Consider the following 24,189-nt stretch of genomic DNA (forward strand, 5'->3'; position numbering starts at 1 on the left):
GGAGGCAGAGCATGGCTTTGAGCACGGCGGTAGGAGCGTTGATCGGCAGCGCGATCGACGGGGCGAGCGGCGACGATTCGACCGCCGACGGCGCGATCATCGGTGCGGCGACCGCCACGGTGGCGCGCGTGCTGGTGCCCGTCATCTTCACTTATGCGGTGGGCTGGGCGGTCCTCAAAGGGCTCGATACCGCCAAGGACAAGATCTTCGGCGATCGGGCTTAGGCAGAACGCCGCTTGATCGCGCCATAAGCGAACAGGCCGAAGCCGCTCGCGATCGTCCAGGCGAAGATGCGATCCATGAACCAGGCGTGCAGCACGATATGCTGGCGCGTGGCGAGCACCCAGACGAGCAGCGCCACGTTCGATCCGGCGAGCAGCCATGCCGTCTGGTGGACGCGGGCGTCGGGGTGACGGCGCAGGACGAACAATGCCCACAGCCCGCCCGCAATGCCCAGCGCGATCGCCAGCACCGGTAGCGGCCATGCGCCGGGCGCGAGGACGTCTAGGTTCCAGAACAATTCGCTCAGGAAGCGGGCGAAGGAGGCGTCGACCGGTTCGCCGGTCGCGGGGATGATCGCCATCCGCATTTCGGTCGATCGCGCGATCTGGGTCAGCGCGCCGGCGCCGAAGGTCGTCGCGACCAGCGCGAGCTTGGCGATGATCGTCGTCACCACCGCCGCTCCGAAGGCGATCGTCGCACTCACGGCTGCGAGTGCGGGAGGCGTCTTCGCGGTGCTGCGCAACGCTAGCGCCGCGCCGCCGATGACGAGCGCGGTGCCGAGCGGCAGGCCGCCGCTCAGGAACTCGAAGTCGATCGTGAGCGCCCCGAAGATGGCGGCGCCCACCAGCAGCACCCACAGCCTCACGCCGCCCGCGAGATTGGCGATTGCGAGCGCCAGCATGGCGGCGATGAAGACGATGTCGGCGGGGCCGTGCCCAAGCGATTGCCCGAACGCCTCGATCCCGAAGAAGCGCGCAAAGGCGATGAATACCGCGAGCCAGACCAGCCCTGCCGCCGCGCGCCTGCGCCGCAGCGCGACCGTGAGCATCGCGACGCCGATGCCCAGCATGAGCAGGCGGATTTCGGTCTTTTTATAAAGCTCGCGGATCGCGGCGACCGAATGGCCGGGCAACAGATAGCGCGTCAGCGCGGTGTGGCCGTGGAGATAGCGATTGTAGAAGGCGACGGGAGGCGTCGGCCCGCCGCGTTCGGCAAAGGCATGGAGCTTGGCGCACATGCCGCCGGGCATGTCGGTCCAGATGATCGGGCTGACGGTCTGCTGCGCCGCCGTGCCCCGCTGATCGATCGCCTGGAGGAGGATCAGGCAGTCGTTGAACTGGTGATGGCCGATATCGGTGTTGCCGGGCAGCCAGTCCTTGTCCTGCAGGTCGCCGCTCGCAAAGGCGGCGCGGACTGTGGCGGTGTTGTTGTCCCCCAGGCTCGCGCGGTTGGCGAGGCAGAGCAGGGCGAAGGCGATTAATCCCACCACGATGCCGATGCCCAGCGCGCCGAGGATCGGGCGGCGGATGCGGGCGAGGGCGGGGTGGTTCATGGGGCGAGGATAGCGGGGGTGCTCACGACTTCAATCCTCCCCGGTACGGGGAGGGGGACCGCGAAGCGGTGGAGGGGGCGAGAGGCTGGGTGGCGCGCTTGTGGCGAACCCCCTCCGTCATGCCTGCGGCATGCCACCTCCCCGTGCCGGGGAGGATCTTCGTCACCCCTACTTGAAGTCCCCCGAACAAACGCCGATGTTGGCTTTCACCTAAGAGGGCAAAGCGAGACACCCCATGCAGAATCCTTTCGAGACCGGCCAGTTTGAAAACCCCGAGACGGGCGCGCTGGTCCCCGTGGTCATCGAGCAGTCGAACCGCGGCGAGCGCAGCTTCGACATCTATTCGCGTCTCCTGCGCGAACGCATCATCTTCGTGACCGGCCAGGTCGAAGACCATATGGCCTCGCTGATCACCGCCCAGCTGCTCTTCCTCGAGTCCGAGAACCCGAAGAAGGACATCTTCATGTACATCAACTCGCCGGGCGGCGTGGTGACCGCGGGCCTCGCGATCCACGATACCATGCAGTACATCCGTCCGCGCGTCGGCACGGTCTGCATCGGGCAGGCGGCGTCGATGGGCAGCTTCCTGCTTTCGGCCGGTGAAAAGGGCATGCGCGTCGCGCTGACCAACAGCCGCATCATGATCCACCAGCCCTCGGGCGGTGCGCAGGGTATGGCGGCCGACATCGAAATCCAGGCGCGCGAAATCCTGCGCATGCGCCACCGCCTGAACTCGCTCTATGCCAAGTATACGGGCAAGGACATTGCGGAGATCGAAGCCGCGATGGATCGCGACAAGTTCCTCGAGGCCGACGAAGCCAAGGCTTTCGGCCTGATCGACGAAGTGTTCGACAAGCGCCCGACCCCGGCCGACGAGGCGATCGCGGCCTGATCGCCCTGCGCGATTTCGCAAACCAACCGCAGCGCCGCCCATGATCGACCGGATCGGGGCGGCGTTGTCGCGTCCGCGCATGGCGCTGTTCGCCATCGTCGTGTTGAGCATCGTGCTGCTCGGCCCCGCTCTGGTCGATCCGGCGGCGCTGACGGGCGACAGCTACATCGCCTATCGCTGGCAAGGGCATTTCGCCCAGGCCTTCTGGCAGGGCGATCTTTGGCCGCGCTGGCTGCCCGATCTGAACTTCGGGTCGGGCAGCCCGGTCTTCTTCATCTATCCGCCGCTCAGCCAGTGGCTGCCCGCCTTGCTCGATCCGGTTCTGCCGGGGGCGGAGTGGTCCGGAAGCCGGGTGATCGCGATCCTGCTGCTCGCGCGCATCGTCGGCGGGTGGGGCGTGTTGCGCTGGCTCGAGGCGATGGGGGTGAGCCGCAAGGGCGCGCTGCTGGGCGCCGCCATCTATCTGCTGCTGCCCTATCACGCCTTCATGGACAGCTATCAGCGCGCGGCCTGTGCCGAGTTGGTCGGGATGGGCGTGCTGCCCTGGGGGTTGCGTTATGCCCATGCGGTCCGCGCGGGGGAGCGTTCGGGCTGGGCGGGCTTCGCGATCAGCATCGCGGCCTTGCTCTACAGCCACGCGCCGACCGCCTTGTTCGGTGCGCCGTTTCTGTGCCTCTACGCGGTGGCGATTGCGGATCGCAGCAATGCGGTGCGGATCTGGGTGACGACCGGGCTGGCGGCGGCTTTGGGGGTCGGGCTGGCGGCCGCCTATCTCGGCCCCGCGCTGACGCAGGTCCACCTGATCAACGGGCAGCATCTGTTCAACGGCATCTACAAGCCGACCAACTATCTGTTCTTCTCGTCCGTGCGCTGGCCCGATCCGGGGATCGAAGGCGCGGCGCTGATCTGCCTGGCCGTCCATGTGCTGATGCTGGGCGGGGTGATGCTGCTCACCCGGCAGACTAAGCCGGTCGACGCGCGGGCGCGGCTGTTCCTGCTGATCGCCTTCGCGATCATCCTTGTGCTGATGACCGAGGTGGCGCGGCCGCTGTGGCGTGAGGATCTGCCCTGGGCGCGGATCCAGTTCGCGTGGCGGATGCTGACGCTCCACACGTTGATCCTCGCAGGGCTAGGCGGGATGGCGTGGGATGCGGTGGCGCAGGGGCGGCAGGCGAATCGCGGGCGCATGCTGCTGCTGGCGCTCATCCCGGCCTTGTTCGTCGCCGATGCGGGCATGCTGGGCATCCGTGTGTGGCGCGCGGCGCAGCGGACCGAAAATTGGCCGCCCGCCTACCTCAAGGACTACGCCCGAGACGTGAACGAATATTGGGTCGGCGACTTCGAACATGCCCGCCGGTTCGGCCCCAAGCGCGTGATCACGGTGGACCCGGCGACCGAGGTCCATGTCCTTCAGTGGAAGAGTCGGGCGATCACGTTCGTCGCCAATGCGCCCGCGGCGACTCGGATCATCGTGCGGCAATGGGCCTATTCGGGCTGGGACATGCGGATCGACGGATCGGCGTGGCGCCCGACCGAGCGGCTGCCGGCGCCCGACAATTATGTGGTCGTGCCCGTTCCAGCCGGCCGCCATCGAGTCGAAATCACCATGCCGGCGCTGCCTGCGGAGCGGATCGGCGCGGCCATAAGCTGGGCATCTGCGGGGCTTTTGCTGACATTGTTGGCGATAGGTCTCATCACGCGATATCGCGCCCTTGTGCGGAACCGTGACGGCTCCATATAGTTCGAACGGGGTGGGCATGTTCCTGCCAGAGATGCCAGCGTCGCGCCCCTACCGCCGATTCCCGGTTGCGGCGGCGGTAAGCCGGGGTTTAGGATACCCCTTTATGGAAGGCCGGTGTTTTGGCCGATAGGATGAGAGCATGACGAAACTGACCGGCGGCGACTCGAAGAGCACCCTCTACTGCTCCTTCTGCGGGAAATCGCAGCACGAGGTTCGCAAGCTGATCGCCGGGCCGACCGTGTTCATCTGCGATGAATGCGTAGAACTGTGCAACGACATCATCCGCGAAGAGACCAAGGGCGCGCTCATCTCCAAGAAGGATGGCGGCGTTCCGACCCCGCATGACATCTGCGCGCACCTCGATCAGTATGTGATCGGGCAGGCAAAGGCGAAGCGTGTCCTCTCGGTCGCGGTCCACAACCATTACAAGCGGCTCGATCATGGCGCGAAGGGCGCCGACGTCGAACTCGCCAAGTCGAACATCCTGCTCGTCGGCCCGACGGGCTCGGGCAAGACGCTGCTCGCGCAGACGATGGCGCGCCTGCTCGACGTGCCGTTCACGATGGCCGATGCGACCACGCTCACCGAAGCGGGCTATGTCGGCGAGGATGTCGAAAACATCATCCTGAAGCTGCTCCAGGCGTCGGACTACAATGTCGAACGGGCGCAGCGCGGCATCGTCTATATCGACGAAATCGACAAGATCAGCCGCAAGGCCGACAATCCGTCGATCACGCGCGACGTTTCGGGCGAAGGCGTGCAGCAGGCGCTGCTCAAGCTGATGGAAGGCACGACCGCGTCGGTGCCTCCGCAGGGCGGCCGCAAGCATCCGCAGCAGGAGTTCCTGCAGGTCGACACGACCAACATCCTTTTCATCTGCGGCGGTGCGTTCGCTGGCCTCGAAAAGATCATCGGCGATCGCCTGCAGGGCAAGTCGATCGGCTTCGGCGCTTATGTGGCGGCTCCCGAGGAGCGTCGCACCGGCGAGACGCTGCAGCAGTGCGAGCCGGAAGATCTGCTCAAGTTCGGCCTGATCCCCGAATTCGTCGGCCGTCTGCCCGTGATCGCGACGCTCATGGATCTGGACGAGACCGCTCTGGTCAAGATCCTGGTCGAGCCGAAGAATGCGCTGGCCAAGCAGTATCAGAAGCTGTTCGACATGGAGGGCGTGAAGCTCAGCTTCACCGACGACGCCATGATCGCGGTCGCCCGCAAGGCGATCATGCGCAAGACCGGCGCCCGCGGCCTGCGCTCGATCCTCGAAGGGCTGCTGCTCGACACGATGTTCGATCTGCCGTCGATGGAAGGCGTCGAGGAGATCGTGGTCGACAAGGACGTGGTCGAAGGCCGCAAGGAACCGGTCCGCGTCTTTTCCAAGAAGGGCAAGGAAAAGGCCGGCGACGCGGCGTAAGCCGCGCGGCTTTCCCCTTTAGCTCGTCATTGCGAGCGTAGCGAAGCAATCCAGGCCCGCATGGGAGTAGGTTCATGACCTGCTCTTGTGCGGGCCTGGATTGCTTCGTCGCCTGCGGCTTCTCGCAATGACGAGGTGGGGAGTGGACAACCCCCTCCAAAGGTGATTTCCTCCGATCAAATAAACAAAGACGTCGCAGGGGGATCGATTCCGGCTTTCGGGGAGCGGAATGGGTCCAGGGGTTTCGAAGATTGACTGGTTCACGCGCGAAGTGATGCCGCATGCGGGAGCGCTGCGGCGGCGCGTGCGATCGAGCGTGCGTAGTGACGACGATGCCGACGATGTGGTGGCGGAGGCGCTGGCGCGCGCCTTTTCGGCCGAGGATTGGGGCGGCGTCGGCAACGGCAAACACTATCTGTTCCGCGTCGCGCGCAACATCCTGATCGACGAGGGGCGGCGCGGGGCGATCGCTTCGTTCGAACCGATCGTTGACATGGAGGCCGTGCAGCCCTCCGCCAGCCCCGAACCGATGCTCGCCGCGCGCGATCAGCTTCGCCAGATCGAACGGTTCGTGGCGACACTTCCCGCGCAGAGCCGCCGCGCTTTCGTGATGCGCCGGATCGAGGAAAGGACGCCGGGCGAGGTGGCCGAGGCGATGGGCCTGTCGATCTCGACCGTCGAAAAGCATCTGGCGCGCGCTATGATGCTGCTCACGCGCGAACTGGCGGCGGTCGGTTAAGCCCCCCGCTAATTTTTCTCGTCATTGCGAGCGTAGCGAAGCAATCCACTCCGCAGTTCGGAATGGATTGCCGCGTCGCCTTCGGCTCCTCGCAATGACGAGTTAAGTGGAAGCGCGCGCCTTCCAACGCGCATAACCGTTCGCGACGAGGCCCAGCACCACCACGCTGCCGATGCACAGGGCGATATAGGCGTCGTGCGTGCGCGCATGTTCGATCCAGATATAGCCGGCGGCATAGCTGATCGCGACGCAGGCCACGAAGGTCTGGAGCGAGTTCGATCCGATGATCGCCACCTGCCGGAACAGCCAGAAGCGCCCCAGCCGCGGCCACATCCAGAACAGGGTTAGGATCGCCCAGATCACCGACAATGCGTGCGCGGTGCGGACCGGGCCGACGCGGATCTTGCTGACGAAATCGATGCGGAATCCGTACCAGGTCTGCGCAAGGAACAGCACGGTCAGCCCCGCGAACAGCGCCCAGGCGGCGATCAGCAGCCACCAGTTACCCTGAGTCTTCCGGCGCAGCCAATCGAGGATGCGCCAGCGCCCCGCCGCCATCGCGACGAAGAACAGCGCCTGCCACGACGCCGGATTGAAGTTCCACAGCCAGTCGCCCACCGGCGATCCGCCCGGAATGTTGAAGCGAATATGTTCGTGCGCATACCAATAGAGGCCGACCGAGGCGACGAGCGCGACGAAGGGCTGGAGCCGCAGCAGCAGGGCAAAGAGCGGCGCGGTTGCCAGCAGCACGATATAGGTGACGAGGATTTCGAGGCAGTAAGGCTGGACGTAGAGCAGCAGGAACTCGACGTAGCCCCACGGCTCATGCTTGAAGAACCAACTGTAGAAGCCCAGCCGCGCCAGATCGGGCGAGGCGAGGCACAAAGGGATCAGCGCCACGAACAGCGCCAGATTATAGACGTAGAGCTTGCCCGCGCGTCGCCACACCTTGGCCGCGAAGCCGCCGAGCGAAGGCTGCTTCACCTTCGCGAAATAGACCGCGCCGACCAGATAGCCCGACAGGACGAAGAACACTTCGGCCGCGCTGGAAAAGCCCCAGAGGGTGAGGGTGGGGAATTGCATCCCCACCAGCCCCATACGATCGGTGAAGCCGGTGATGTGGTTGATCGTGATCGTGATCAGCGCCAGCCCGCGCAGGACATCGATCGCCGTATCGCGTTCGCGCGGCGGGGTCGTAGGTGCGGTGAAGTTCTCGGAATGGCTCACTCTTCGGCCGCATTAGGGGCGGCAGACGCGCATCGCAATGGTTGCGCGCTTCTCGCCTTCGCGCGGGAGGGATGCTAGTTCGCGCGCATGGCGAAAGACTCGGACGACAAGGCACCGCGGGGGAAGATTGGCGAGCTGAGGATGCTGTGGGGCTTTGCCCGCGGCTATCCGTTGCAGATCATGGCCGCGGCGCTGGGATTGGTGGTGGCGGCGGGATCGACCCTGGCTATCCCGCGCGGTTTCCAGATGGTGATCGACAAGGGGTTCATCGCCTCGGGCGGAGATGTCGCGCCGTACTTCCGATATTTGCTGCTGATCGTCGCGATCATGGCGCTGGGCACAGCGTTTCGCTTCTACTTCGTGTCGTGGATCGGCGAGCGTGTCGTCGCCGACATCCGGATCGCGGTGCAGGCGAACCTGCTCCGCCTCGCGCCGCGCTTCTTCGAGGAGAACCGCCCGTCCGAGATCGCGTCGCGCCTGACGGCCGACACCGCGATCATCGAGCAGGTGGTGGGGACAACGGTGTCGGTCACGCTGCGCAACGTCGTGCTGGCGATCGGTTGCGTGATCTACCTCTTCTCGATCGCGCCGAAGCTGGCGGCGATGCTGTTGATCGGCATTCCGCTGGTGCTGACGCCGGTGCTGGTGATGGGGCGGCGCCTGCGCGGTCTTTCGCGCAGCAGCCAGGATCGGATTGCGGATGTCGGCGCGATGATCGCCGAGGTGCTGGGCGCGATGAAGATCGTTCAGGCATTCGGGCAGGAAAAGCGCGAGGCAGAACGGTTCGGCACCGTGGTCGCTTCGACCTTCGGCACCGCCAAGCGCCGCATCCTGATGCGCGCGATCATGACCGCCGCGATCATGGGGTTGATCTTCGGATCGATCACGATGGTGATGTGGCAGGGCGCGATCGACGTTGCCGCCGGTCGCCTGTCGGGCGGATCGATCGCGGCGTTCATCATCACCGGCGGCCTGATGGCGGGCGCGTTCGGCGCGCTGGCCGAGGCTTATGGCGATATGGTGCGCGGGGCGGGGGCGGCGATGCGCCTGTCCGAACTGCTCCACGCCGAACCCGAAATCCATGCGCCCGCCCATCCGGTGGCGCTGCCGGTGCCGGCGGTCGGCACTCTGGCCTTCGATCACGTCACCTTCCGCTATCCGACGCGGCCCGAGGTGAAGGCGCTCGACGACTTCTCGCTGTCGATCGCGCCGGGTGAAATGGTGGCGGTGGTCGGGCCTTCGGGGGCGGGCAAATCGACTTTGCTCCAGCTTGCGCAGCGTTTCTACGATCCCGAAGGCGGGGCGATCCGGCTCGACGCCGTGGCGTTGCCCGATGCCGATCCGGCCGCGATCCGCGCGCGTCTGGCGATCGTGCCGCAGGAAACGGTGATCTTCGGCGCCTCGGCGCGCGACAATCTGCGCTACGGCCGCTGGGACGCGAGCGAGGACGATATCTGGAAGGCGGCGGAGGCCGCGAACGCCGCCAGCTTCCTGCGCGCGATGCCGCAGGGGCTGGATACCTTCCTGGGCGAAGGCGGCGCGCGGCTGTCGGGCGGACAGCGTCAGCGGCTCGCGATTGCGCGCGCGCTGCTGCGCGATGCGCCGCTGCTGCTGCTCGACGAGGCGACGTCGGCGCTCGATGCGGAATCGGAGCGACTGGTGCAGGATGCGCTCGACCGGCTGATGGCGAACCGCACGACGATCGTGATCGCGCATCGTCTGGCGACCGTCCGTGCTGCCGATCGCATCATCGTGATGGATCAGGGCCGGATCGTCGAGGAAGGCACCCACGCCTCGCTGACGGCGCGCGAGGGGCTCTACGCCCGCCTCGCGCGGCTCCAGTTCAGCGATATGGCGGCCTGATCTTTATCCTCCCCCGCCAGGGGGAGGTGGCGCCGATAGGCGACGGAGGGGGAGGGCGGCGGCTCACTGGAAGACATTGCATCCTCCCCCTCCGTCAGCTGCGCTGACACCTCCCCCTGGCGGGGGAGGATGAGTTGTTACCTGCCCTGCATGTTCTTGACCCCGCCGGGCATGCGCACGGTGAGGGTGTCGATCGCATCGGTCAGTTCGATCTGGCAGGCGAGCCGCGAATAGCGGGTGACGTGGCTTGCGAGGTCGAGCAGATCCTCCTCCATTTCGGAGGCGCGGGGGAGTTTGCCGAAATCCTCCGCCGCGATCAGGACGTGGCAGGTCGAGCAGGCCATCTGCCCCTCGCATGTGCCTTCGAGCGGCTGACCATCATTCTGCGCGACTTCGAGCAGGCGATGGCCCGCGGGCGCATCGACTTCGGAACGCTGCTCGCCATCGGCGGAGAGGAAGGTCACGCGGGTCATGCCGCCCACATAGCCTGCCGCGCGGCGGCGTCGAGAATCAATCGGGCGGCCTCATCGATCTCCGTCTCGGTCGTGTATCGCCCGAAGCCGAGGCGGATGCTGGCGCGCGCTTCGGCGTCGGACAGGCCCAGCGCCTTGAGAACATGGCTCGGCCGCCCCGAACCACTCGCGCAGGCCGAACCGGAAGAAAAGGCGATGTCGCGCAGGCCGGAGATCAGCTTCGCGGAATCAATGCTTTGGCGGCGAATATTGAGATTGCCCTTGTAGCGGCGATCGACCGATCCGTTGATCGTCCAGCCTTCGGCGAGGAAGGGCGCGGCCAGCCGATCCCACAATTTGGTGACATGCGCGGCATCGGCGTCGCGTCGCTCGGAAGCCAGCTTCGCCGCCGCACCGAACCCTGCGCAGAGCATCGGCGCGAGCGTGCCCGATCGCAGCCCCTGTTCCTGCGCGCCGCCGTGGAGCAGGGGGGCGAGGGCGATTCCATCGCGCACCCAGAGCGCGCCGATGCCCTTCGGTCCGTGGATCTTGTGCGCGGAGATAGCGACCAGATCGCAGAAATCGGGAATGGCGACCCGCCCAAAGCCCTGCACGGCATCGCAGACGAAGGCGGCGCCCGCATGGTGCGCGAGATCGGCGAGGGGGGCGAGATCGTGCATCACGCCGATCTCGTTATTCACCAGCATGGCAACAACCGCCGCCACGCCCGGCACGATCGCGCCCATTGCGGCGGCCATGTCGACCAGCCCGTCGGGGCCGACCGGGAGCAGGGTGACGTTGCGCCCGGCCCAGGCCAGCGCCTCGACTGTGTCGAGGACGGCCGCATGTTCTGTAGCGATCGTTACAATATCGCCGGGGGGCAGCCCCTTGATCGCAAGGTTGAGCGCCTCGGTCGCGCCGCTGGTAAAGATCGTGCGCCCGCCCACAGGCAGCAGCGCCGCGACCTGATCGCGTGCGACCTCGACCGCCGCTGCGGCTTCGCGGCCCAGCTTGTGGGCCGAATGCGGGTTGCCGAACTTGTCGTCGAGATAGGGCAGCATCGCCGCCCTGGCTTCGGGGGCGAGCGGGGTGGTTGCCTGATAATCGAGATAGATCATGCGGCGCGGCTCCGCGCGCTTTCGGCGATCCTGGTCCATTCGGCGACGAAGCGATCGATCTCGTCCGATGTCGTCGACGGCCCGAAGCTGACGCGGACCACTTCGCGCGCGGTGGTCTCGTCCCATCCCATTGCGGCGAGGACGTGGCTGGGCTTCAGGCTACCCGAAGAACAGGCGCTGCCCGCCGATACCGCGATCCCGGCCAGATCGAAGCGGATTAGCTGCGCGGTGGCGGCGACGCCGGGCATCCGATAGCTGGCGATCGTCGGCAGGCGCGGGGAATCCTTTGCGACGATGATGCCGCCCGCCGCCTCGATCGCGCTATCGAGCCGGGCGCGCAGTTTGGCGGCGCGATCCATCCACGGTTGGGCGGCTTCGAGCGCGGCGGCGAAACCCAGAGCGGCGGGCAGATTTTCGGTGCCAGCGCGATAGCCCTGCTCTTGTCCGCCGCTGGCGTTCAGGGTCGCAAGGTCGCGGATCAGCAGTACGCCGATTCCCGGCGGGCCGCCCAGCTTGTGCGCCGATATCGTGACGAAATCGGCGTCCGGCAAGGCCAACTTGCCCGCCGCCTGCGCGGCATCGGCAAGCCAGAGCTGGTCGCCGATCGGCGGCTGGATCACGCCCGTCTCGTTATTGACGACCTGCACGGCCACCAGAGGCCGATCGCCGGCGATGGCGGCAAGATCGGCGATACCGTCGGCATCGACGGGCAATATTCCCGCATCGGGCGCGGCACGGCGCACGGCGTCATGCTCCACCGCCGAGATGAAGCGCGGCCCCGCCTTCGCGCGGCCGAGTGCGATCGCCAGCGCCTCGCTCGCGCCGCTGGTGAAGATCAGGTCGTGCTTCCAGCCCAGCGCCGCCTTGATTCGGGCGCGCGCATCCTCCAGCGCAGCCCGCGCCGCACGGCCCTCGGCATGGGGGGAGGAGGGGTTGGCCCAGCGCGCAAGGCCGTCCGCCATCGCCGCGATCGCCTCCGGCAGCATCGGCGTGGTCGCGGCATGATCGAGATAGATTCGGTTCGACAGAAGCATTTCCAAAGATTGCGCAAAGCCAAGCCATTTCTATATAGGCGGACGATCATTAGGACGCCATTCCCGCGCGCCGCCAGCATTCAAGGACAAAGATGCCCGAAGTCATCTTCCCCGGACCCGAAGGTCGTCTCGAAGGCCGCTTCAATCCGGGGCCGCGCCCGCGCGCGCCCGTCGCCATGATCCTGCACCCGCATCCGCAGTCGGGCGGCACGATGAACAACCGCATCGTCCAGGCGATGTACCAGACCTTCGTGCGCCGTGGCTTCGCGACCCTGCGCTTCAATTTCCGCGGCGTCGGCAAGAGCCAGGGCGTGTTCGACAACGGCATTGGCGAACTTTCGGACGCGGCATCGGCGCTCGACTGGGTCCAGTCGATCCATCCCGAGGCGCAGACCACCTGGATCGCCGGCTACAGCTTCGGCGCGTGGATCGGCATGCAGCTGCTGATGCGCCGTCCGGAGATCAAGGGCTTCATCTCGGTCGCGCCGCCCGCGAACATGTATGACTTCACCTTCCTGGCGCCGTGTCCCTCGTCGGGCATCATCATCCAGGGGGAGGCCGACGAGGTCGTGACTCCGGGTGCGGTCCAGAAGCTGGTCGACAAGCTGCGCACCCAGCGCCACATCACCATCCACCACGACACCATCCCGCAGGCGAACCACTTCTTCGCCGACGAGATGCCGCAGCTGATGCAGTCGGTGGACGGCTATCTGGACATGCGTCTGAACCAGTAATCGTTCTTTCGTCGTACCGATCCAGTCGGTACGACGAAAATTCGCTGATTTCTAACCATTGTTAGGCAATTGTCGGACCCGCAGTCCGGGTTGCGGCGTTCGCATTGCGTGATCTGCCGAGTTGGTCGTAAAACGGCTGTGGCAAAGCGGAGAAGCGGTTCGATGTTGTACAATGCGTATGAGTTTCAGCGTAACCTGCTGTCGGTCGCCAGCACCTGGGCCGATATCAGCTCAGAATGGCTCCAGAACCCACTGAATCCGTTCTCTTATGCTTCGATGGCGCCGATGATGGCGTCGGGCCTCGACGTCTTCGCCCATGCTTCGGCATCGCGCGGCAAGCCGGCTTTCGGCTTCACCGAGGTCGTGATCGACGGCAAGACTGTGCCGATCACCGAGGAAATCATCCTTCGCAAGCCGTTCGGCCAGGTCAAGCGCTTCCGTCGCAAGGGCGTGACGGGCAGCCCCAAGCTGCTGATCGTTGCGCCGATGTCGGGCCATTATGCGACGCTGCTGCGCGGCACCGCCGAACGCATGCTGCCCTTTGCTGACGTGTACATCACCGACTGGCGCGATGCGCGGAACGTGCCGATCGAGGAAGGCAGCTTCGATCTGGACGATTACATTGATTACGTCGTCGAGTTTCTGGAGAAGATCGGGCCGGGCACGCATATGCTCGCCGTCTGCCAGCCGTCGGTGCCGGCCTATGCCGCCACGGCGTTGATGTGCGAGGACAAGCATCCGTGCCGTCCGCGCACGCTGACCATGATGGGCGGGCCGATCGACACGCGCGAAGCGCCGACCGTGGTCAACACCGTCGCCACGCAGCGGCCGCTCAGCTGGTTCGAGCAGAATGTCATTCACACCGTGCCGGTGCTGTATCCGGGCGGTGGCCGCCGCGTTTATCCGGGCTTCCTGCAGCTGGCCGGCTTCATGGCGATGAACCTGGGCAACCACCTCGTCAGCCATTGGGGGATGTTCAAGCATCTCGTCGAGGGCGATGAGGAAAGCGCGCAGTCGACCAAGAAGTTTTACGAGGAATATCGTTCGGTCTGCGACATGACCGCCGAATTCTACCTCCAGACGATCGACAGCGTGTTCCAACGGCACCTGCTGCCCAAGGGCGAGCTTACCCATCGCGGGCGCAAGGTCGATCCGGGCGCGATCGTCGATTGCGGCCTGCTGGCGATCGAAGGCGAGAAGGACGATATTTCGGGCCTGGGCCAGACCAAGGCGGCGCTGACCATCGCCACCAATCTGCCAAAGACGCACAAGAAGCATATGATCGCCGAGGGTGTCGGCCATTACGGCATCTTCAACGGCCGCCGCTGGCGCGAGAAGATCGCCCCCGTCGTCGAGGATTGGATCGTCAAGCATGGGGCGTAAGGCCACGATCGGTTTTGCGGGCCTTCTGATCGCTGCGGCAGCGCCGGTTCACGCTGTCGAAACCACTACGCTGCCGACCTCGCCCGACGCCTCGCTGCAGGCGGCGCAGGCGGCGGCGATGAACAATGACTGTGCGGGTGTGCTGGCCGCGCTCGACCCAATCGTGCCGCAGCTGGGCGAAACGCCGCAGCGGCCGATCGTGCAGCGGATGCGGCTTGCCTGCCTGGCCGCCACCGGCCGCACCGGCGAGATTCCGGCGGTTCAGCAGGAATTGGCCAAGACGATGCCCAAGGACGGGCTGGTTCAGGCCTTCGGCGTGCTCGTCGCGGCGGATTCCAGCCATTTCGTCGATGCCGCCGACAAGATCGTCCAGCTTGCGGGATCGTCGCCCAAGAATCTGGAGCTGCTGACCGGCGCTTCGGTGCGCGCGATCGCGATCCAATTGGGCGAGCAGCGCGCGTTCGATGCGCGCGGGCGGATGATGGTCGCGCTCGCCAAGGCCGATTGGTTGCCCGCCGACATGCCCGATCTGCGGATCAGCGTGACGCAGGGCGCGATCGACTCGCTGGTCGATCAGGGCCGCGCCGATGAGGCCGCGAACCTGCTCGAACGGGTCGAGGAGCCAGAGCAGTTGACCGCGATGGCGATCGAGCGCCGCTATTCGGTTTTGTGGCCGTCGATCGAGGATATGCTCGGCCCCAACGGCAAGCCGATGGTCGATCGCTATGCCAAGGCGAAGCTCGATCTCTATTCGGACAATCCCGATACGCCGGGCGCGCTGCGTGATGCTGCGGCGGCGATGCTGCTGCTCGGCCGCTATGCCGACGTCGTCCAGATGACGTCGGACGTTGTGCTGCAGAATGGCATGGATCGCGATGCCGTGCGCACGGCCCTGATCCGCGCCCGCGCGCTGCTGGCGCTCAAGCGGACCGATGAGGCGCTCAAGCTGATGTCGGGCTTCGCCGCGCTCAATCTGATGAAGACGCCCGAGGCGGCCGCGACGCTCGTCACCTATGCCGAAATGCTCGACGAGGCGGGGCGTGAGGAACAGGCGCTGACCGCCGCGCGCGCGATCAACGCCACCGCCGCGCAATATCTGACCGATTATGGCCGCCGCTGGGTTGATCGCACCGAAATCTGCGCGCTGGGATCGCTGGGCCGCACCGCCGAGGCCAATGCCGCAATGGCGAAGCTGATCGCCGTCGCGCAGCAGAATCAGCCCGCGACGATCGAGGCTCTGCTCTGCCTGAAGCGCGATGCCGAGGCGGAGAAGATGCTGGTCAAGGCGATCGACGACAAGGATGTGGCAAGCAACCTCGTCGTCCAGTTCCAACCGGCGGCCTCGCAATGGGCGGCATCGCCGTCGCGGTTGCGGCTGCTGTGGCAGGCTTTCCTCGCGCGGCCGGCGGTGAAGGCGGCGTTCGAGCGCAAGGGGCGCCTGCTGCCCAAGGCGATGTGGCCGACGCCGGGTGAACTCCCGGTGCCGCGAGCCAAGGGATCGAACCTCACCTGATGCGACGTCTCGACGTCCGGATCGAGACCTGGCCGGTCGCCGGGGCGTTCACGATCGCGCGTGGCGCCAAGACGCAGGTCGACGTCGTCTGCGTCGAGATCGCCGACGGGTCGCATGTCGGCCGGGGCGAAGGCACCGCCATCTATTATCACGGCGAAAGCGCCGAGAGCGTCGCGGATCAGGCGCGTTCGATGGCCGATGCGATTGCGGGCGGGATCGACCGGGCGACGCTGCTAAAGGCGATGCCGCGCGGTGCGGCGCGCAATGCGATCGATGCGGCCTTGTGGGATATCGAAGCCAAGGCGAGCGGCGTTCGCGCCTGGGCGGCCGCAGGCTTGCCCGCGATCACGCCGGTCCAATCCGCCTTCACGATCTCGGTCGCGGATCCGGCGAAGATGGAGGCCGATGCCCGCGCCGCGGCGCCCATCTATCCGTTGCTCAAGCTCAAGCTGGCGGGGGAGGGCGATCTCGATCGCGTCGCCGCCGTGCGTCGCGGGGCGCCCGAGGCGCGCCTGATCGTCGACGCCAACGAAAGCTGGACGGGGCGCGATGTCGCCGCCGAAGCCGCGCGTCTGCTGCCCTTCGGCGTCGAACTGATCGAACAGCCGGTGGCGGCGGGGCAGGATCATCTGCTCGACGGCGTCACCTCGCCGATTCCGCTGTGCGCTGACGAAAGTTGTCAGGACCGCACCGATCTCGCGCGGTGCGTCGGCCGCTATGCCGCGATCAATATCAAGCTCGACAAGGCGGGCGGCCTTACCGAGGCGCTGGCGCTGGCGGCGGAGGGCAAGGCGGCTGGACTGGAGATCATGGTCGGCTGCATGCTCTCGACCTCGCTCGGCATCGCGCCCGCCACGATCGTCGCGCAGGGCGCGCGCTGGGTCGATATCGACGGGCCGTTGCTGCTCGCGCGCGACCGCAGCCCCGGCATCGTGTTTGCCAACGGCATCGCCTCGCCACCCGATCCCGCGCTCTGGGGGTGAAGATTTGCGCTGGCGGGGGGCACAACCCTTTGCTAAGCGCCCCTCAACGCACCCGTAGCTCAGCTGGATAGAGCGCTGCCCTCCGAAGGCAGAGGCCAGGGGTTCGAATCCCTTCGGGTGCGCCATTAACTCCGCAGGCCAATGCCGCAGTCAGACACAGATCACGTCCCGGACGCTGCCGATTTCCCTATCCGGGTCGTCGCGCTCTACCGCTTCACGCCCTTTGCGGATCGCGAGGCCGTGCGCGCGTCGCTCGCGCTCGCCTGCTGTTCGCGCGGGGTGAAGGGGACGTTGCTGGTCGCGCATGAGGGGCTGAACGGCACGATCGCGGGCACGGACGCGGCGATCGGCGAGGTTCTGGATCATATTCGCACGCTGCCGGGCTGCGCTAATATCGGCGTGCGCGAGAGCCGGGCGGCGGCGATGCCGTTCCATCGCATGAAGGTGCGCATCAAGGCCGAGATCGTGACGATGGGCGAACCCGCGATCGATCCGGTCGCCGACGTCGGCCATTATGTCGCGCCGGGCGACTGGAACGCGCTGATCGACGATCCGAACACGATCCTGATCGACACGCGCAATGATTATGAGGTCGCGGTCGGCACCTTTGCGGGGGCGATCGATCCGAAGACGCGCAGCTTTCGCGATTTCCCGGCATGGTTTCGCGAACATCGCGACGCGCTTCTGTCCAAAGGCGAGAAGCCGCGCGTCGCGATGTTCTGCACCGGGGGCATACGCTGCGAAAAGTCGACGGCGTTCCTGGCGTCGGAGGGGGTGGAGGACGTCTATCACCTGAAGGGCGGCATCCTCGCTTATCTCGAAAGCGTGCCGGCCGAGCAGAGCCGGTGGGAAGGCGAATGCTTCGTGTTCGATCAGCGCGTGGCGGTCGGCCACGGCCTCGCACCCGGCACGCACGAGCTTTGCCACGGTTGCCGCATGCCGGTGAGCGTCGCGGATCGCGCATCCGACCTCTATGTCGCGGGGGTGAGCTGCCCCGCCTGCCATGCCGATCGCAGCGATGCGCAGAAGGCGGGCTATGCCGAACGGCACCGCCAGACGGGCCTCGCCGAGGCGCGGGGCGTGGCGCATGTCGGCGCGACCTATCCGACGCGGGATGACTGAACCGGTCCTCTACAGTTTCCGGCGCTGCCCCTATGCGATGCGCGCGCGCCTTGCGCTGCTGGTGAGCGAGACGGCGTTCGAGCTGCGCGAGGTCAAGCTGTCGGCCAAGCCTGCGGAGATGCTGGCCGCGTCGCCCAAGGGCACCGTGCCGGTGCTCGTGCTGCCGGACGGGCAGGTGATCGATCAGAGCATCGACATCATGCGCTGGGCGCTGGGCCGGAACGATCCCGAACATTGGCTCGATGGCGATGACGACACGCTGATCGCGGCGAATGACGGCGCGTTCAAGCACCACCTCGATCGATACAAATATCCCGAGCGGCATGGCTCCGACCCGGCCGAGCATCGTGCGGCGGCGATGGACATGCTGGCGGTGCTGGAGGATCGTCTGTCGCGCCAGCTTTGGCTTTGCGGCGCATCGCGATCCTTAACCGATGCGGCGCTGATGCCCTTCGTGCGCCAGTTCGCCGCCACCGATCAGGCGTGGTTCGATGTGCAGCCTTTACCCGGCGTGCAGCGCTGGCTGGGCGTTCAACTGGCCTCGCCTTTGTTCGAACGGGTGATGGCGCGGCACGAGGTGTGGCGGCCTTAACGGACGCAGGCAGGAAGGCGCGTAGCGTGGTCGGTGACCAGCAGATCGGCGGGGCGATCGGCGAGATAGCGGCGATAGGCGCCCGCATCCGATGCGGCGAGTTTGTCGGGTGAGGCCATGCCGCCGCTCATCGCGTCGGTCAGGATCGTGACGCCAGCGGCACGCGCTTCGGCGAACAGGGCGGTCGGTGAGAAGGTCGGCAGGTAGGCCACGAACGGCCGATCGCCAAAAAGCGCCTGGTAGCTGCGCAGTTCTTCGCTTGATCGCACCAGCGCCGAGATGCGCCAGATCGGATCGGCGGCGATCGCGGCTTCGGTGGTCTTACGGTCGAAGGTGAGCAGCAGCACCCGGCCGGTCATCCCCACGCGATCGGCGATCGGCGCGATCCGGGCGGGCGGCACCTTCTTGATATCGAGCATCAGCGTGGCGCCGGGATTGCGCGCAGCCCAGCGTGCGGCCGTATCGAAGCGGGGCGGCGGTTCGGCGCTATCCTTGAGGCGCAGCTTCGCCGCCTCGTTGCTGGTGATCGCGGCGAGCGGCCCGTGGCCATTGGTGGTGCGATCGAGATCGTCGTCGTGGAGCAGGCGGATGACGCCATCGCGCGTCTCGCTCAGGTCGATCTCCAGCATATAAGGCGCGGCGGTGACGGTGGCCTTCATTTCGGCGAGGCTGTTTTCCGGCCGATCCACGTCGCGCCGCGCGCGATGCGCCACGATATGCGGACCCGATCCCGGCGCGCACAGAAGCGGATCGGAGGACGCGGCGGCGGCGAGCAGGAGCAGGGTCAGCATGTCGCCAGCCTATGCGCGCATAATGACAGCGTCGATCAATTCGTGCGGGACGGCTCCTGACCCCTGTTGATGGATTTCGGGTTGACCGGTCCCGCATAAAGGGTTGGATGCGTGCATCAGCCGGGGAGGGGATGATGATGGCCGCCAGGGAAAGAAACGAAGGCGTGCGGCGCGGCAATGTCGACAGCGGGCGGATGCTCGCGCAGCTCAAGCGACTCTTTCACGCCGCGGGCCTGCGTTATGCCGATGTCGCCAAGGAGATTGGCGTCAGCGAGAAGACGATGAAACGCTACATGAGCGGGCGGGGCCTGACGGTTGCGGCGCTTGAGCGGATCTGCGCCGTCGTCGATACCGACCTGCTCGAACTCGCCGAACTCGCGGTCGATGCCGAGGCGGTGTCGAGCAGCTTCCTGAACGCCGCGCAGGAGGCGGCATTGGCCGAAAATCAGGTGCTGGGCCTCACCTTCTACCTGCTCAGCAAGGGATGGAGCGTCGATCGCATCGGCCACAATCTGCAACTGAGCGAGAGCGAGATGACCTTCCTGCTCACCAAGCTCGACAAGATCGGGGTGATCGCGCTCTATCCGGCCAATCGCGTCAAGCTGCGCGCGTCGCTGCGCCCCTTTGCGCAGCTCAACGAACAGATGCTACACAATCTGCAGGAGCGCTGGCGTAAGCTGTTCGCCGACCTCGATTTCACCGATCCGCATGCCATCTGCCGTTCGGGGCTGGCGCGGCTGAGCGAGGAGAGCTTCGCCAAGGCCGACGAGCTGTTCAATCACTTCATGGCGCAGCTGTTCGCGCTGGGCGACAAGGATCGCAACCTGCCGCACGACAAGGTGCGCTGGTATGCGACGGGGGCGGTGATGCAGCCCGACGATATCGTCGGGCGCATCCACGACGCGGGCAGCTTTCCGCCGATGCTCGACGGGGCGTTTCTGCGCCGCTGAGTGTTACGGGTCATCTGACGGGGCCAAATGGGCCATAAGGCGGGGCGGGGTGCAAAGACCTGTCCCCGGCGCTTGCCGGGCGGCGTCAAAGGCATATCCTCCCGATCATAAGAGGAGAGGCCGATGACACCGCCAGAGGTCGCCACGCTCGATCGCGAGCGTATCGAGGATCCGTCGACGATCGCCGACGCCAATGAGCGCCGCGCGCTGACCGAGGCCGAGAAACGCTATATGCGCGGCGATGCCGAGCCGGCGGTGTCGAGCGTGCTCACATCCAATTCGAAATATCTCAACGATCCCTATTTCCGCGAAACTTTCGCGCAGTTCGCGCTGCGGCGGCATGGGCCGGATCTGCCCGAAACCTATCTGATCCCGAACATGGTCCGCGCGTTGGCCGAGGTGCGCGACAATGCCGAATTCTATGCGCTGATGCAGGCGGAACGGGCGAAGAAGCCGGAGTTGGCCGCCTGGCTCGATGCGCGGCGGATGACCAGCTACACGCCCGATATCGTCGCCGCCTGCAAGCCCGGCACCTTGGGCGCGCAGATCCATGCGTTCATCAGCCAGAGCGGCATGGAGATGAACTTCATGAAGGCGGGTCTCGAGGTTCGCAACGACATCGAATATGTGATGAAGCGCCGCGTGGCGAACCACGATATCGAACATATGATCACCGGCTTCGGCCCGCACCAGCTGGGCGAGGAAGCGCTGGCAATCATGAACACGACGTCGATCGCGGCCTATTTCACCCCCAAGCTCGCCCAATATCTGTCGGAAGCGAACATGTTCGTCAGCGCGACCGGATATTATCGCGTGTCGCTCCATTATCCCGCGCTGATGCCGGCGCAGCTTCACGCGATGCGGCTGGGCATCACGGCGGGCGAGGCGATCAAGAAGCCGCTGATGATGGTCGATTGGGAGGATTATCTCGACTGGCCGGTCGAGGACGTCGCCGCCGATCTCGGTTTCGAGCGCGGGCCGGGCGAGGAATGGGCGTGGTCGCTCCACGCTTCGGTCGGCTGAACGATAACAGTTCGTCCTGGCGGACGTAGTGCGGCGGCGCTTCCGAAGGGGGGAAGCGCCGCCGGTTTTTTATTTGGGCGCGCCCGTCACCGGCTGGAACTGGCCAAGGCCGCACGATGCGCCGGGCATGAAATTGGGGTTTGAGAACAGCACGGTGATGATGTCGGTCGAGCAAAGCTGCGAGATCGAGGTCGCGTAGCCGAACCGCTCCTGGAAACCGAGCGACGGACAACTCATAGGCAGCTTGTTCCGATAGACCTTCCGGTTGTTCATGTAGAAATCGATCGTGCTGTCGTCGCGCACGCGGCTCGACCGGATCTGGTTGATGGGGATGCAGCTGACGGCCTTGCCGTCGGGCTTGATCAACGCCTCCTGCTCGGGCTTGAGCGGGCGGGCGTCCGCGGTCGCGGTCAGGGCGGCGATGGCAACGAGGATGGATAGGCGGAGTTTCACGGCAACCTCCTATGCAGCGATCTTTTCCTTTGGCGCCGGCGTCTTCGGCTTGAAGGCGCACAGATCGTCCACCGGGCAGCGCCAGCATTCGGGCTTGCGCGCCTTGCAGATATAGCGCCCGTGCAGGATCAGCCAATGGTGAGCGTGCTGGCGGAAGGGCGCGGGCGTCACCTTTTCGAGCTTGAGTTCGACCTGCAGCACGTTCGTGCCCTTCGCCAGGCCGGTACGGTTGCCGACGCGGAAGATGTGGGTATCGACCGCGATCGTCTCCGCCCCGAAGGCGACGTTCATCACGACATTGGCGGTCTTGCGCCCGACGCCGGGCAATTGCTCCAGCGCCTCGCGGCTCTGCGGCACCTCGCCATCATAGTCGTCGACCAGGATGCGCGCGGCGGCGATGACGTTCTTCGCCTTGGTGTTGAACAGGCCGATCGTCTTGATGTGCTGCTTCAGCCCCTCTTCGCCCAGATCGAGCATCGCCTGCGGGGTCTGCACCTCCTGAAAAAGCAGCTTCGTCGCCTTGTTGACCCCGATATCGGTCGCCTGCGCGGACAGCGCGACCGCGACCAGCAGCGTATAGGGGTTCACATATTCGAGCTCGGTCTCCGGCGCCGGATCGGTCTCCGCGAGGCGCCTGTAGAACTCGAAGACGTCGGCCTTTTTCATCTCGCGTATCCGCCCCCAAAACCACCGCTCGTGTCGAGCGAAGTCGAGACACGTTGGCTGGGCGCGCAGGACCGTGTCTCGACTTCGCTCGACACGAACGGGGTGGGGGAGGACGGCCCGCGCATCAGAGGCCCAGCACGTCGCCCATCGTGTAGCGGCCGGCCGGCTTGCCCGCGAGCCACAGGGCGGCCTTCACCGCGCCCTTGGCGAAGATCGCGCGGCTTTCGGCGCGGTGGCCCAGTTCGATCCGTTCGCCATCGGTTGCCAGCACGACCTGATGATCGCCCGCCACCGATCCGCCGCGCAGCGAGGCGTAGTAGATGCCGCCTTCTTCGCGGGCGCCGGCATCGTCGCCCATGCGGTCGATGCGGTTGAGGTCTGTGCCGTTGGCCGCACCCCGGCCGATATTGGCCGATGCGCCGAGCAGCAAGGCGGTGCCCGACGGGGCGTCGACCTTGTGACGATGGTGCATCTCGACGATCTCGATATCCCAGTCGGTGCCCAGCATCTTTGCCGCGCGCTCGACCAGCAGGCTGAGCACGTTGACGCCCAGCGAGGTGTTGGCCGACTGGAGGACCGCGATGCGCTTCGCGGCCTTGTCGATCCAGGCATGATGCTCGGGCTTCAGGCCGGTCGTGCCGATGACGATCGGCTTGCCTGCCGCCTCGGCCGCCGCGAGATGCGCTTCGAGCGCGGCGGGGGAGGAGAAGTCGATCAGGACGTCGGCGGCACCGGCGAGCGCTGCAGCATCCGCATACGGGCCGACGACCGCGCCTTCGCGATCGACGCCGCCCGCGATCGTGGCGCCCAGGCCGGTCGCCTCATTGGCGATTGCGAGGCCCATCCGTCCCTGCGCGCCCAAAATCCCGATCGCCGTCATGCCGTCCCGCCTTGTTTGATCCGGCGGCTTAATGGGCCGGGAGTGGAGGGGACGCAACCATATCCGTCATCCCGGCGGAGGCCGGGATCTCAGGCGTCTCTGTCGGTCCGCGACTCTCCTGAGATCCCGGCCTCCGCCGGGATGACGAATGGGGCCAGGGGTGCCTGGCCCCGGTGTTGTTTACGGCATCAGGACGGTGTCGACGACGTGGATCACGCCGTTGGACTGCATCACGTCCTTGATCGTGACGGTCGAATTGCCGCCCTTGGCATCGGTGAGGACCAGCTTGTCGCCCTGCATCCACGCGGTGAGCTTTTCACCCTGAACCGTGGTGAGGCTGGCCTTGCCGTTGCCGGCCTTGATCGCGGCGGCGATGTCCTTGGACGTCATGCGGCCGGCGACGACATGATAGGTCAGGACGGTTGTCAGCGTGCCCTTGTTCTCGGGCTTCACCAGCGTTTCGACGGTGCCCGCGGGCAGCTTGCCGAAGGCGTCGTTGGTCGGCGCGAACACGGTGAACGGCCCCGCGCCCTGCAGCGTTTCGACCAGACCGGCGGCCTTCACGGCGGCGACCAGGGTCGTGTGATCCTTCGAGTTCACCGCGTTGTCGACGATCGTCTTGGTCGGGTACATCGCGGCGCCGCCGACCATCGGATTGGCGATGACGGGCGTGGCGACGGCGAGCGCGATCGCGGCCAGGCTAAGGCGAAACTTGATGCTCATGGGAAGAAGTCCTCTCGAAGCATCCCGTATTTGGGAAGCACCGTCAGTTACGGGGCGAGATGCGATATGGATGCGACGGAGCGATTATTTATCGGTGACAGCGATAAAAAGCGGCCTAATCTGGCGGCACAAATAATGAAGGAGGATGTGCCATGATCGTCACCCTTACCGACACCGATCGCCTGGAAACCGCCATCAATGCGGCGCAAGTCACCTTCATCTCCTCGGTCACCGACGGCACCCGCATCCGCTTCGGCGAGGGGCGCAGCGTCACCGTGATCGAGCCGATGGCCGAAGTCGTCGAAACCCTTAATCGCGCGTTGCCCTGGGCGGATCGATAGGAG

At 65.9% G+C, this 24,189-nt stretch carries 25 protein-coding genes and 1 tRNA gene; 16 read left to right on the top strand and 10 right to left on the bottom strand.

The genetic code is table 11. The annotated features are described in order from the left end of the window. Window positions 1-11: 11 nt before the first annotated feature. Window positions 12-224, top strand: a complete 213-nt coding sequence (locus EOD43_RS08785) for a hypothetical protein (RefSeq protein WP_127743051.1) — start codon at window positions 12-14, stop codon at window positions 222-224. Here the strand turns inward: EOD43_RS08785 and EOD43_RS08790 are convergent. After that, window positions 221-1,555: a hypothetical protein gene (locus EOD43_RS08790; RefSeq protein ID WP_127743053.1), complete on the bottom strand. Its 1,335-nt coding sequence runs from the start codon at window positions 1,553-1,555 to the stop codon at window positions 221-223. The two genes, EOD43_RS08785 and EOD43_RS08790, sit on opposite strands and share 4 nt — an antisense overlap. Before the next feature lie 235 nt (window positions 1,556-1,790). On the opposite strand from EOD43_RS08790, the gene clpP reads away from it, so the two are divergent. The 4 genes from clpP (at window position 1,791) to EOD43_RS08810 (ending at window position 6,338) form a co-directional block, all read left to right on the top strand. Beyond that, window positions 1,791-2,447, top strand: coding sequence for an ATP-dependent Clp endopeptidase proteolytic subunit ClpP (clpP, locus tag EOD43_RS08795; protein ID WP_127743055.1), 657 nt, complete (start codon window positions 1,791-1,793; stop codon window positions 2,445-2,447). A 40-nt stretch (window positions 2,448-2,487) separates the two neighbouring features. Continuing rightward, on the top strand, window positions 2,488-4,188 hold the full coding sequence (locus tag EOD43_RS08800) for a hypothetical protein (protein ID WP_127743057.1): 1,701 nt from the start codon (window positions 2,488-2,490) through the stop codon (window positions 4,186-4,188). A gap of 139 nt (window positions 4,189-4,327) precedes the next feature. After that, window positions 4,328-5,599 (top strand): ATP-dependent Clp protease ATP-binding subunit ClpX, encoded by a 1,272-nt coding sequence (gene clpX, locus EOD43_RS08805; protein ID WP_127743059.1) that lies wholly within the window; start codon window positions 4,328-4,330, stop codon window positions 5,597-5,599. A gap of 229 nt (window positions 5,600-5,828) precedes the next feature. Next, a complete protein-coding gene (locus EOD43_RS08810) occupies window positions 5,829-6,338 on the top strand; it encodes an RNA polymerase sigma factor (RefSeq protein WP_127743061.1) in 510 nt (169 codons plus the stop codon). Between the two features lie 102 nt (window positions 6,339-6,440). On the opposite strand, the gene opgC is transcribed toward EOD43_RS08810, so the two are convergent. Then, window positions 6,441-7,565 (bottom strand): OpgC domain-containing protein, encoded by a 1,125-nt coding sequence (gene opgC / locus EOD43_RS08815; RefSeq protein ID WP_127743063.1) that lies wholly within the window; start codon window positions 7,563-7,565, stop codon window positions 6,441-6,443. Window positions 7,566-7,652: 87 nt separating this feature from the next. Between opgC and EOD43_RS08820 the strand changes: the two genes are divergently transcribed. Then, window positions 7,653-9,428 carry an ABC transporter transmembrane domain-containing protein gene (locus EOD43_RS08820; RefSeq protein WP_127743065.1) on the top strand — a complete coding sequence of 592 codons (1,776 nt, stop codon included), beginning with the start codon at window positions 7,653-7,655 and terminating at the stop codon, window positions 9,426-9,428. 137 nt (window positions 9,429-9,565) lie between these two features. Here the strand turns inward: EOD43_RS08820 and EOD43_RS08825 are convergent, their stop codons facing one another. Genes EOD43_RS08825 through EOD43_RS08835 form a run of 3 tightly spaced genes read right to left on the bottom strand, consistent with a single transcriptional unit; the run spans window position 9,566 to window position 12,032 of the window. Then, window positions 9,566-9,901: a 2Fe-2S iron-sulfur cluster-binding protein gene (locus EOD43_RS08825; RefSeq protein WP_127743067.1), complete on the bottom strand. Its 336-nt coding sequence runs from the start codon at window positions 9,899-9,901 to the stop codon at window positions 9,566-9,568. Further along, window positions 9,898-10,998, bottom strand: coding sequence for a cysteine desulfurase family protein (locus tag EOD43_RS08830; protein WP_127743069.1), 1,101 nt, complete (start codon window positions 10,996-10,998; stop codon window positions 9,898-9,900). Before EOD43_RS08830 ends, EOD43_RS08825 begins: the two co-directional genes overlap by 4 nt. Further along, window positions 10,995-12,032: a cysteine desulfurase family protein gene (locus tag EOD43_RS08835; protein ID WP_127743071.1), complete on the bottom strand. Its 1,038-nt coding sequence runs from the start codon at window positions 12,030-12,032 to the stop codon at window positions 10,995-10,997. Before EOD43_RS08835 ends, EOD43_RS08830 begins: the two co-directional genes overlap by 4 nt. A gap of 92 nt (window positions 12,033-12,124) precedes the next feature. On the opposite strand from EOD43_RS08835, the gene EOD43_RS08840 reads away from it, so the two are divergent. From EOD43_RS08840 to EOD43_RS08870, 7 genes are all read left to right on the top strand, one after another. Then, window positions 12,125-12,766 carry an alpha/beta hydrolase gene (locus tag EOD43_RS08840; protein ID WP_127743073.1) on the top strand — a complete coding sequence of 214 codons (642 nt, stop codon included), beginning with the start codon at window positions 12,125-12,127 and terminating at the stop codon, window positions 12,764-12,766. A gap of 162 nt (window positions 12,767-12,928) precedes the next feature. Next, window positions 12,929-14,149, top strand: a complete 1,221-nt coding sequence (locus EOD43_RS08845; RefSeq protein WP_127743074.1) for a polyhydroxyalkanoate depolymerase — start codon at window positions 12,929-12,931, stop codon at window positions 14,147-14,149. After that, window positions 14,139-15,662 carry a hypothetical protein gene (locus EOD43_RS08850; protein WP_127743076.1) on the top strand — a complete coding sequence of 508 codons (1,524 nt, stop codon included), beginning with the start codon at window positions 14,139-14,141 and terminating at the stop codon, window positions 15,660-15,662. Before EOD43_RS08845 ends, EOD43_RS08850 begins: the two co-directional genes overlap by 11 nt. Next, window positions 15,659-16,645: an N-acetyl-D-Glu racemase DgcA gene (gene dgcA / locus EOD43_RS08855; RefSeq protein ID WP_420822451.1), complete on the top strand. Its 987-nt coding sequence runs from the start codon at window positions 15,659-15,661 to the stop codon at window positions 16,643-16,645. The genes EOD43_RS08850 and dgcA overlap by 4 nt, the downstream gene beginning before the upstream one ends. A gap of 48 nt (window positions 16,646-16,693) precedes the next feature. Beyond that, a tRNA-Arg gene (locus EOD43_RS08860) sits at window positions 16,694-16,770 on the top strand. 16 nt (window positions 16,771-16,786) lie between these two features. Further along, on the top strand, window positions 16,787-17,767 hold the full coding sequence (gene trhO, locus EOD43_RS08865) for an oxygen-dependent tRNA uridine(34) hydroxylase TrhO (protein ID WP_127743081.1): 981 nt from the start codon (window positions 16,787-16,789) through the stop codon (window positions 17,765-17,767). Then, window positions 17,760-18,359, top strand: a complete 600-nt coding sequence (locus EOD43_RS08870) for a glutathione S-transferase (protein WP_127743083.1) — start codon at window positions 17,760-17,762, stop codon at window positions 18,357-18,359. The genes trhO and EOD43_RS08870 overlap by 8 nt, the downstream gene beginning before the upstream one ends. On the opposite strand, the gene EOD43_RS08875 is transcribed toward EOD43_RS08870, so the two are convergent. Continuing rightward, window positions 18,356-19,150: a glycerophosphodiester phosphodiesterase family protein gene (locus EOD43_RS08875; protein WP_127743085.1), complete on the bottom strand. Its 795-nt coding sequence runs from the start codon at window positions 19,148-19,150 to the stop codon at window positions 18,356-18,358. The genes EOD43_RS08870 and EOD43_RS08875 overlap by 4 nt on opposite strands. A 107-nt stretch (window positions 19,151-19,257) precedes the next feature. Here EOD43_RS08875 and EOD43_RS08880 point away from each other — a divergent pair, with 107 nt between their 5' ends. Together EOD43_RS08880 and EOD43_RS08885 are read left to right on the top strand one after the other, a co-directional pair. Beyond that, complete coding sequence (locus tag EOD43_RS08880; RefSeq protein WP_127743087.1) at window positions 19,258-20,100, top strand: helix-turn-helix domain-containing protein; 843 nt, start codon at window positions 19,258-19,260, stop codon at window positions 20,098-20,100. 123 nt (window positions 20,101-20,223) lie between these two features. Then, window positions 20,224-21,123: a Coq4 family protein gene (locus tag EOD43_RS08885; RefSeq protein WP_127743089.1), complete on the top strand. Its 900-nt coding sequence runs from the start codon at window positions 20,224-20,226 to the stop codon at window positions 21,121-21,123. 69 nt (window positions 21,124-21,192) lie between these two features. Here EOD43_RS08885 and EOD43_RS08890 read toward each other — a convergent pair whose 3' ends face one another. The 4 genes from EOD43_RS08890 to EOD43_RS08905 form a co-directional block, all read right to left on the bottom strand. Further along, on the bottom strand, window positions 21,193-21,576 hold the full coding sequence (locus EOD43_RS08890; RefSeq protein ID WP_127743091.1) for a hypothetical protein: 384 nt from the start codon (window positions 21,574-21,576) through the stop codon (window positions 21,193-21,195). Between the two features lie 9 nt (window positions 21,577-21,585). Next, on the bottom strand, window positions 21,586-22,242 hold the full coding sequence (nth, locus tag EOD43_RS08895; RefSeq protein ID WP_127743093.1) for an endonuclease III: 657 nt from the start codon (window positions 22,240-22,242) through the stop codon (window positions 21,586-21,588). Window positions 22,243-22,366: 124 nt separating this feature from the next. Then, the gene (gene dapB, locus EOD43_RS08900; RefSeq protein WP_127743095.1) at window positions 22,367-23,122 is read right to left on the bottom strand and encodes a 4-hydroxy-tetrahydrodipicolinate reductase; all 756 of its coding nucleotides are present in this window, start codon (window positions 23,120-23,122) and stop codon (window positions 22,367-22,369) included. Between the two features lie 180 nt (window positions 23,123-23,302). Then, window positions 23,303-23,845: a fasciclin domain-containing protein gene (locus tag EOD43_RS08905; protein ID WP_127743097.1), complete on the bottom strand. Its 543-nt coding sequence runs from the start codon at window positions 23,843-23,845 to the stop codon at window positions 23,303-23,305. Window positions 23,846-23,997: 152 nt separating this feature from the next. Here EOD43_RS08905 and EOD43_RS08910 point away from each other — a divergent pair, with 152 nt between their 5' ends. Then, entirely contained in the window at window positions 23,998-24,186 is a 189-nt protein-coding gene (locus EOD43_RS08910) for a hypothetical protein (protein ID WP_127743099.1), read from the top strand. Window positions 24,187-24,189: the final 3 nt, after the last annotated feature.

Origin of the sequence: Sphingomonas crocodyli (assembly GCF_004005865.1) — a bacterium.
In the GTDB taxonomy this organism is placed as follows: Bacteria; Pseudomonadota; Alphaproteobacteria; order Sphingomonadales; family Sphingomonadaceae; genus Rhizorhabdus; species Rhizorhabdus crocodyli.

What these genes read in the sequence shown, in the direction of transcription:
- EOD43_RS08910 (WP_127743099.1), top strand. Translation starts at nt 23,998, where the DNA reads ATGATCGTCACCCTTACCGACACCGATCGCCTGGAAACCGCCATCAAT.
- EOD43_RS08875 (WP_127743085.1), bottom strand. Translation starts at nt 19,150, where the DNA reads ATGCTGACCCTGCTCCTGCTCGCCGCCGCCGCGTCCTCCGATCCGCTT.
- EOD43_RS08840 (WP_127743073.1), top strand. Translation starts at nt 12,125, where the DNA reads ATGCCCGAAGTCATCTTCCCCGGACCCGAAGGTCGTCTCGAAGGCCGC.
- EOD43_RS08850 (WP_127743076.1), top strand. Translation starts at nt 14,139, where the DNA reads ATGGGGCGTAAGGCCACGATCGGTTTTGCGGGCCTTCTGATCGCTGCG.
- EOD43_RS08830 (WP_127743069.1), bottom strand. Translation starts at nt 10,998, where the DNA reads ATGATCTATCTCGATTATCAGGCAACCACCCCGCTCGCCCCCGAAGCC.
- EOD43_RS08880 (WP_127743087.1), top strand. Translation starts at nt 19,258, where the DNA reads ATGCGTGCATCAGCCGGGGAGGGGATGATGATGGCCGCCAGGGAAAGA.
- EOD43_RS08845 (WP_127743074.1), top strand. Translation starts at nt 12,929, where the DNA reads ATGTTGTACAATGCGTATGAGTTTCAGCGTAACCTGCTGTCGGTCGCC.
- trhO (WP_127743081.1), top strand. Translation starts at nt 16,787, where the DNA reads ATGCCGCAGTCAGACACAGATCACGTCCCGGACGCTGCCGATTTCCCT.
- EOD43_RS08870 (WP_127743083.1), top strand. Translation starts at nt 17,760, where the DNA reads ATGACTGAACCGGTCCTCTACAGTTTCCGGCGCTGCCCCTATGCGATG.
- clpP (WP_127743055.1), top strand. Translation starts at nt 1,791, where the DNA reads ATGCAGAATCCTTTCGAGACCGGCCAGTTTGAAAACCCCGAGACGGGC.
- EOD43_RS08885 (WP_127743089.1), top strand. Translation starts at nt 20,224, where the DNA reads ATGACACCGCCAGAGGTCGCCACGCTCGATCGCGAGCGTATCGAGGAT.
- EOD43_RS08790 (WP_127743053.1), bottom strand. Translation starts at nt 1,555, where the DNA reads ATGAACCACCCCGCCCTCGCCCGCATCCGCCGCCCGATCCTCGGCGCG.
- EOD43_RS08905 (WP_127743097.1), bottom strand. Translation starts at nt 23,845, where the DNA reads ATGAGCATCAAGTTTCGCCTTAGCCTGGCCGCGATCGCGCTCGCCGTC.
- EOD43_RS08820 (WP_127743065.1), top strand. Translation starts at nt 7,653, where the DNA reads ATGGCGAAAGACTCGGACGACAAGGCACCGCGGGGGAAGATTGGCGAG.
- nth (WP_127743093.1), bottom strand. Translation starts at nt 22,242, where the DNA reads ATGAAAAAGGCCGACGTCTTCGAGTTCTACAGGCGCCTCGCGGAGACC.
- EOD43_RS08800 (WP_127743057.1), top strand. Translation starts at nt 2,488, where the DNA reads ATGATCGACCGGATCGGGGCGGCGTTGTCGCGTCCGCGCATGGCGCTG.
- EOD43_RS08810 (WP_127743061.1), top strand. Translation starts at nt 5,829, where the DNA reads ATGGGTCCAGGGGTTTCGAAGATTGACTGGTTCACGCGCGAAGTGATG.
- EOD43_RS08835 (WP_127743071.1), bottom strand. Translation starts at nt 12,032, where the DNA reads ATGCTTCTGTCGAACCGAATCTATCTCGATCATGCCGCGACCACGCCG.
- clpX (WP_127743059.1), top strand. Translation starts at nt 4,328, where the DNA reads ATGACGAAACTGACCGGCGGCGACTCGAAGAGCACCCTCTACTGCTCC.
- EOD43_RS08825 (WP_127743067.1), bottom strand. Translation starts at nt 9,901, where the DNA reads ATGACCCGCGTGACCTTCCTCTCCGCCGATGGCGAGCAGCGTTCCGAA.
- EOD43_RS08785 (WP_127743051.1), top strand. Translation starts at nt 12, where the DNA reads ATGGCTTTGAGCACGGCGGTAGGAGCGTTGATCGGCAGCGCGATCGAC.
- dapB (WP_127743095.1), bottom strand. Translation starts at nt 23,122, where the DNA reads ATGACGGCGATCGGGATTTTGGGCGCGCAGGGACGGATGGGCCTCGCA.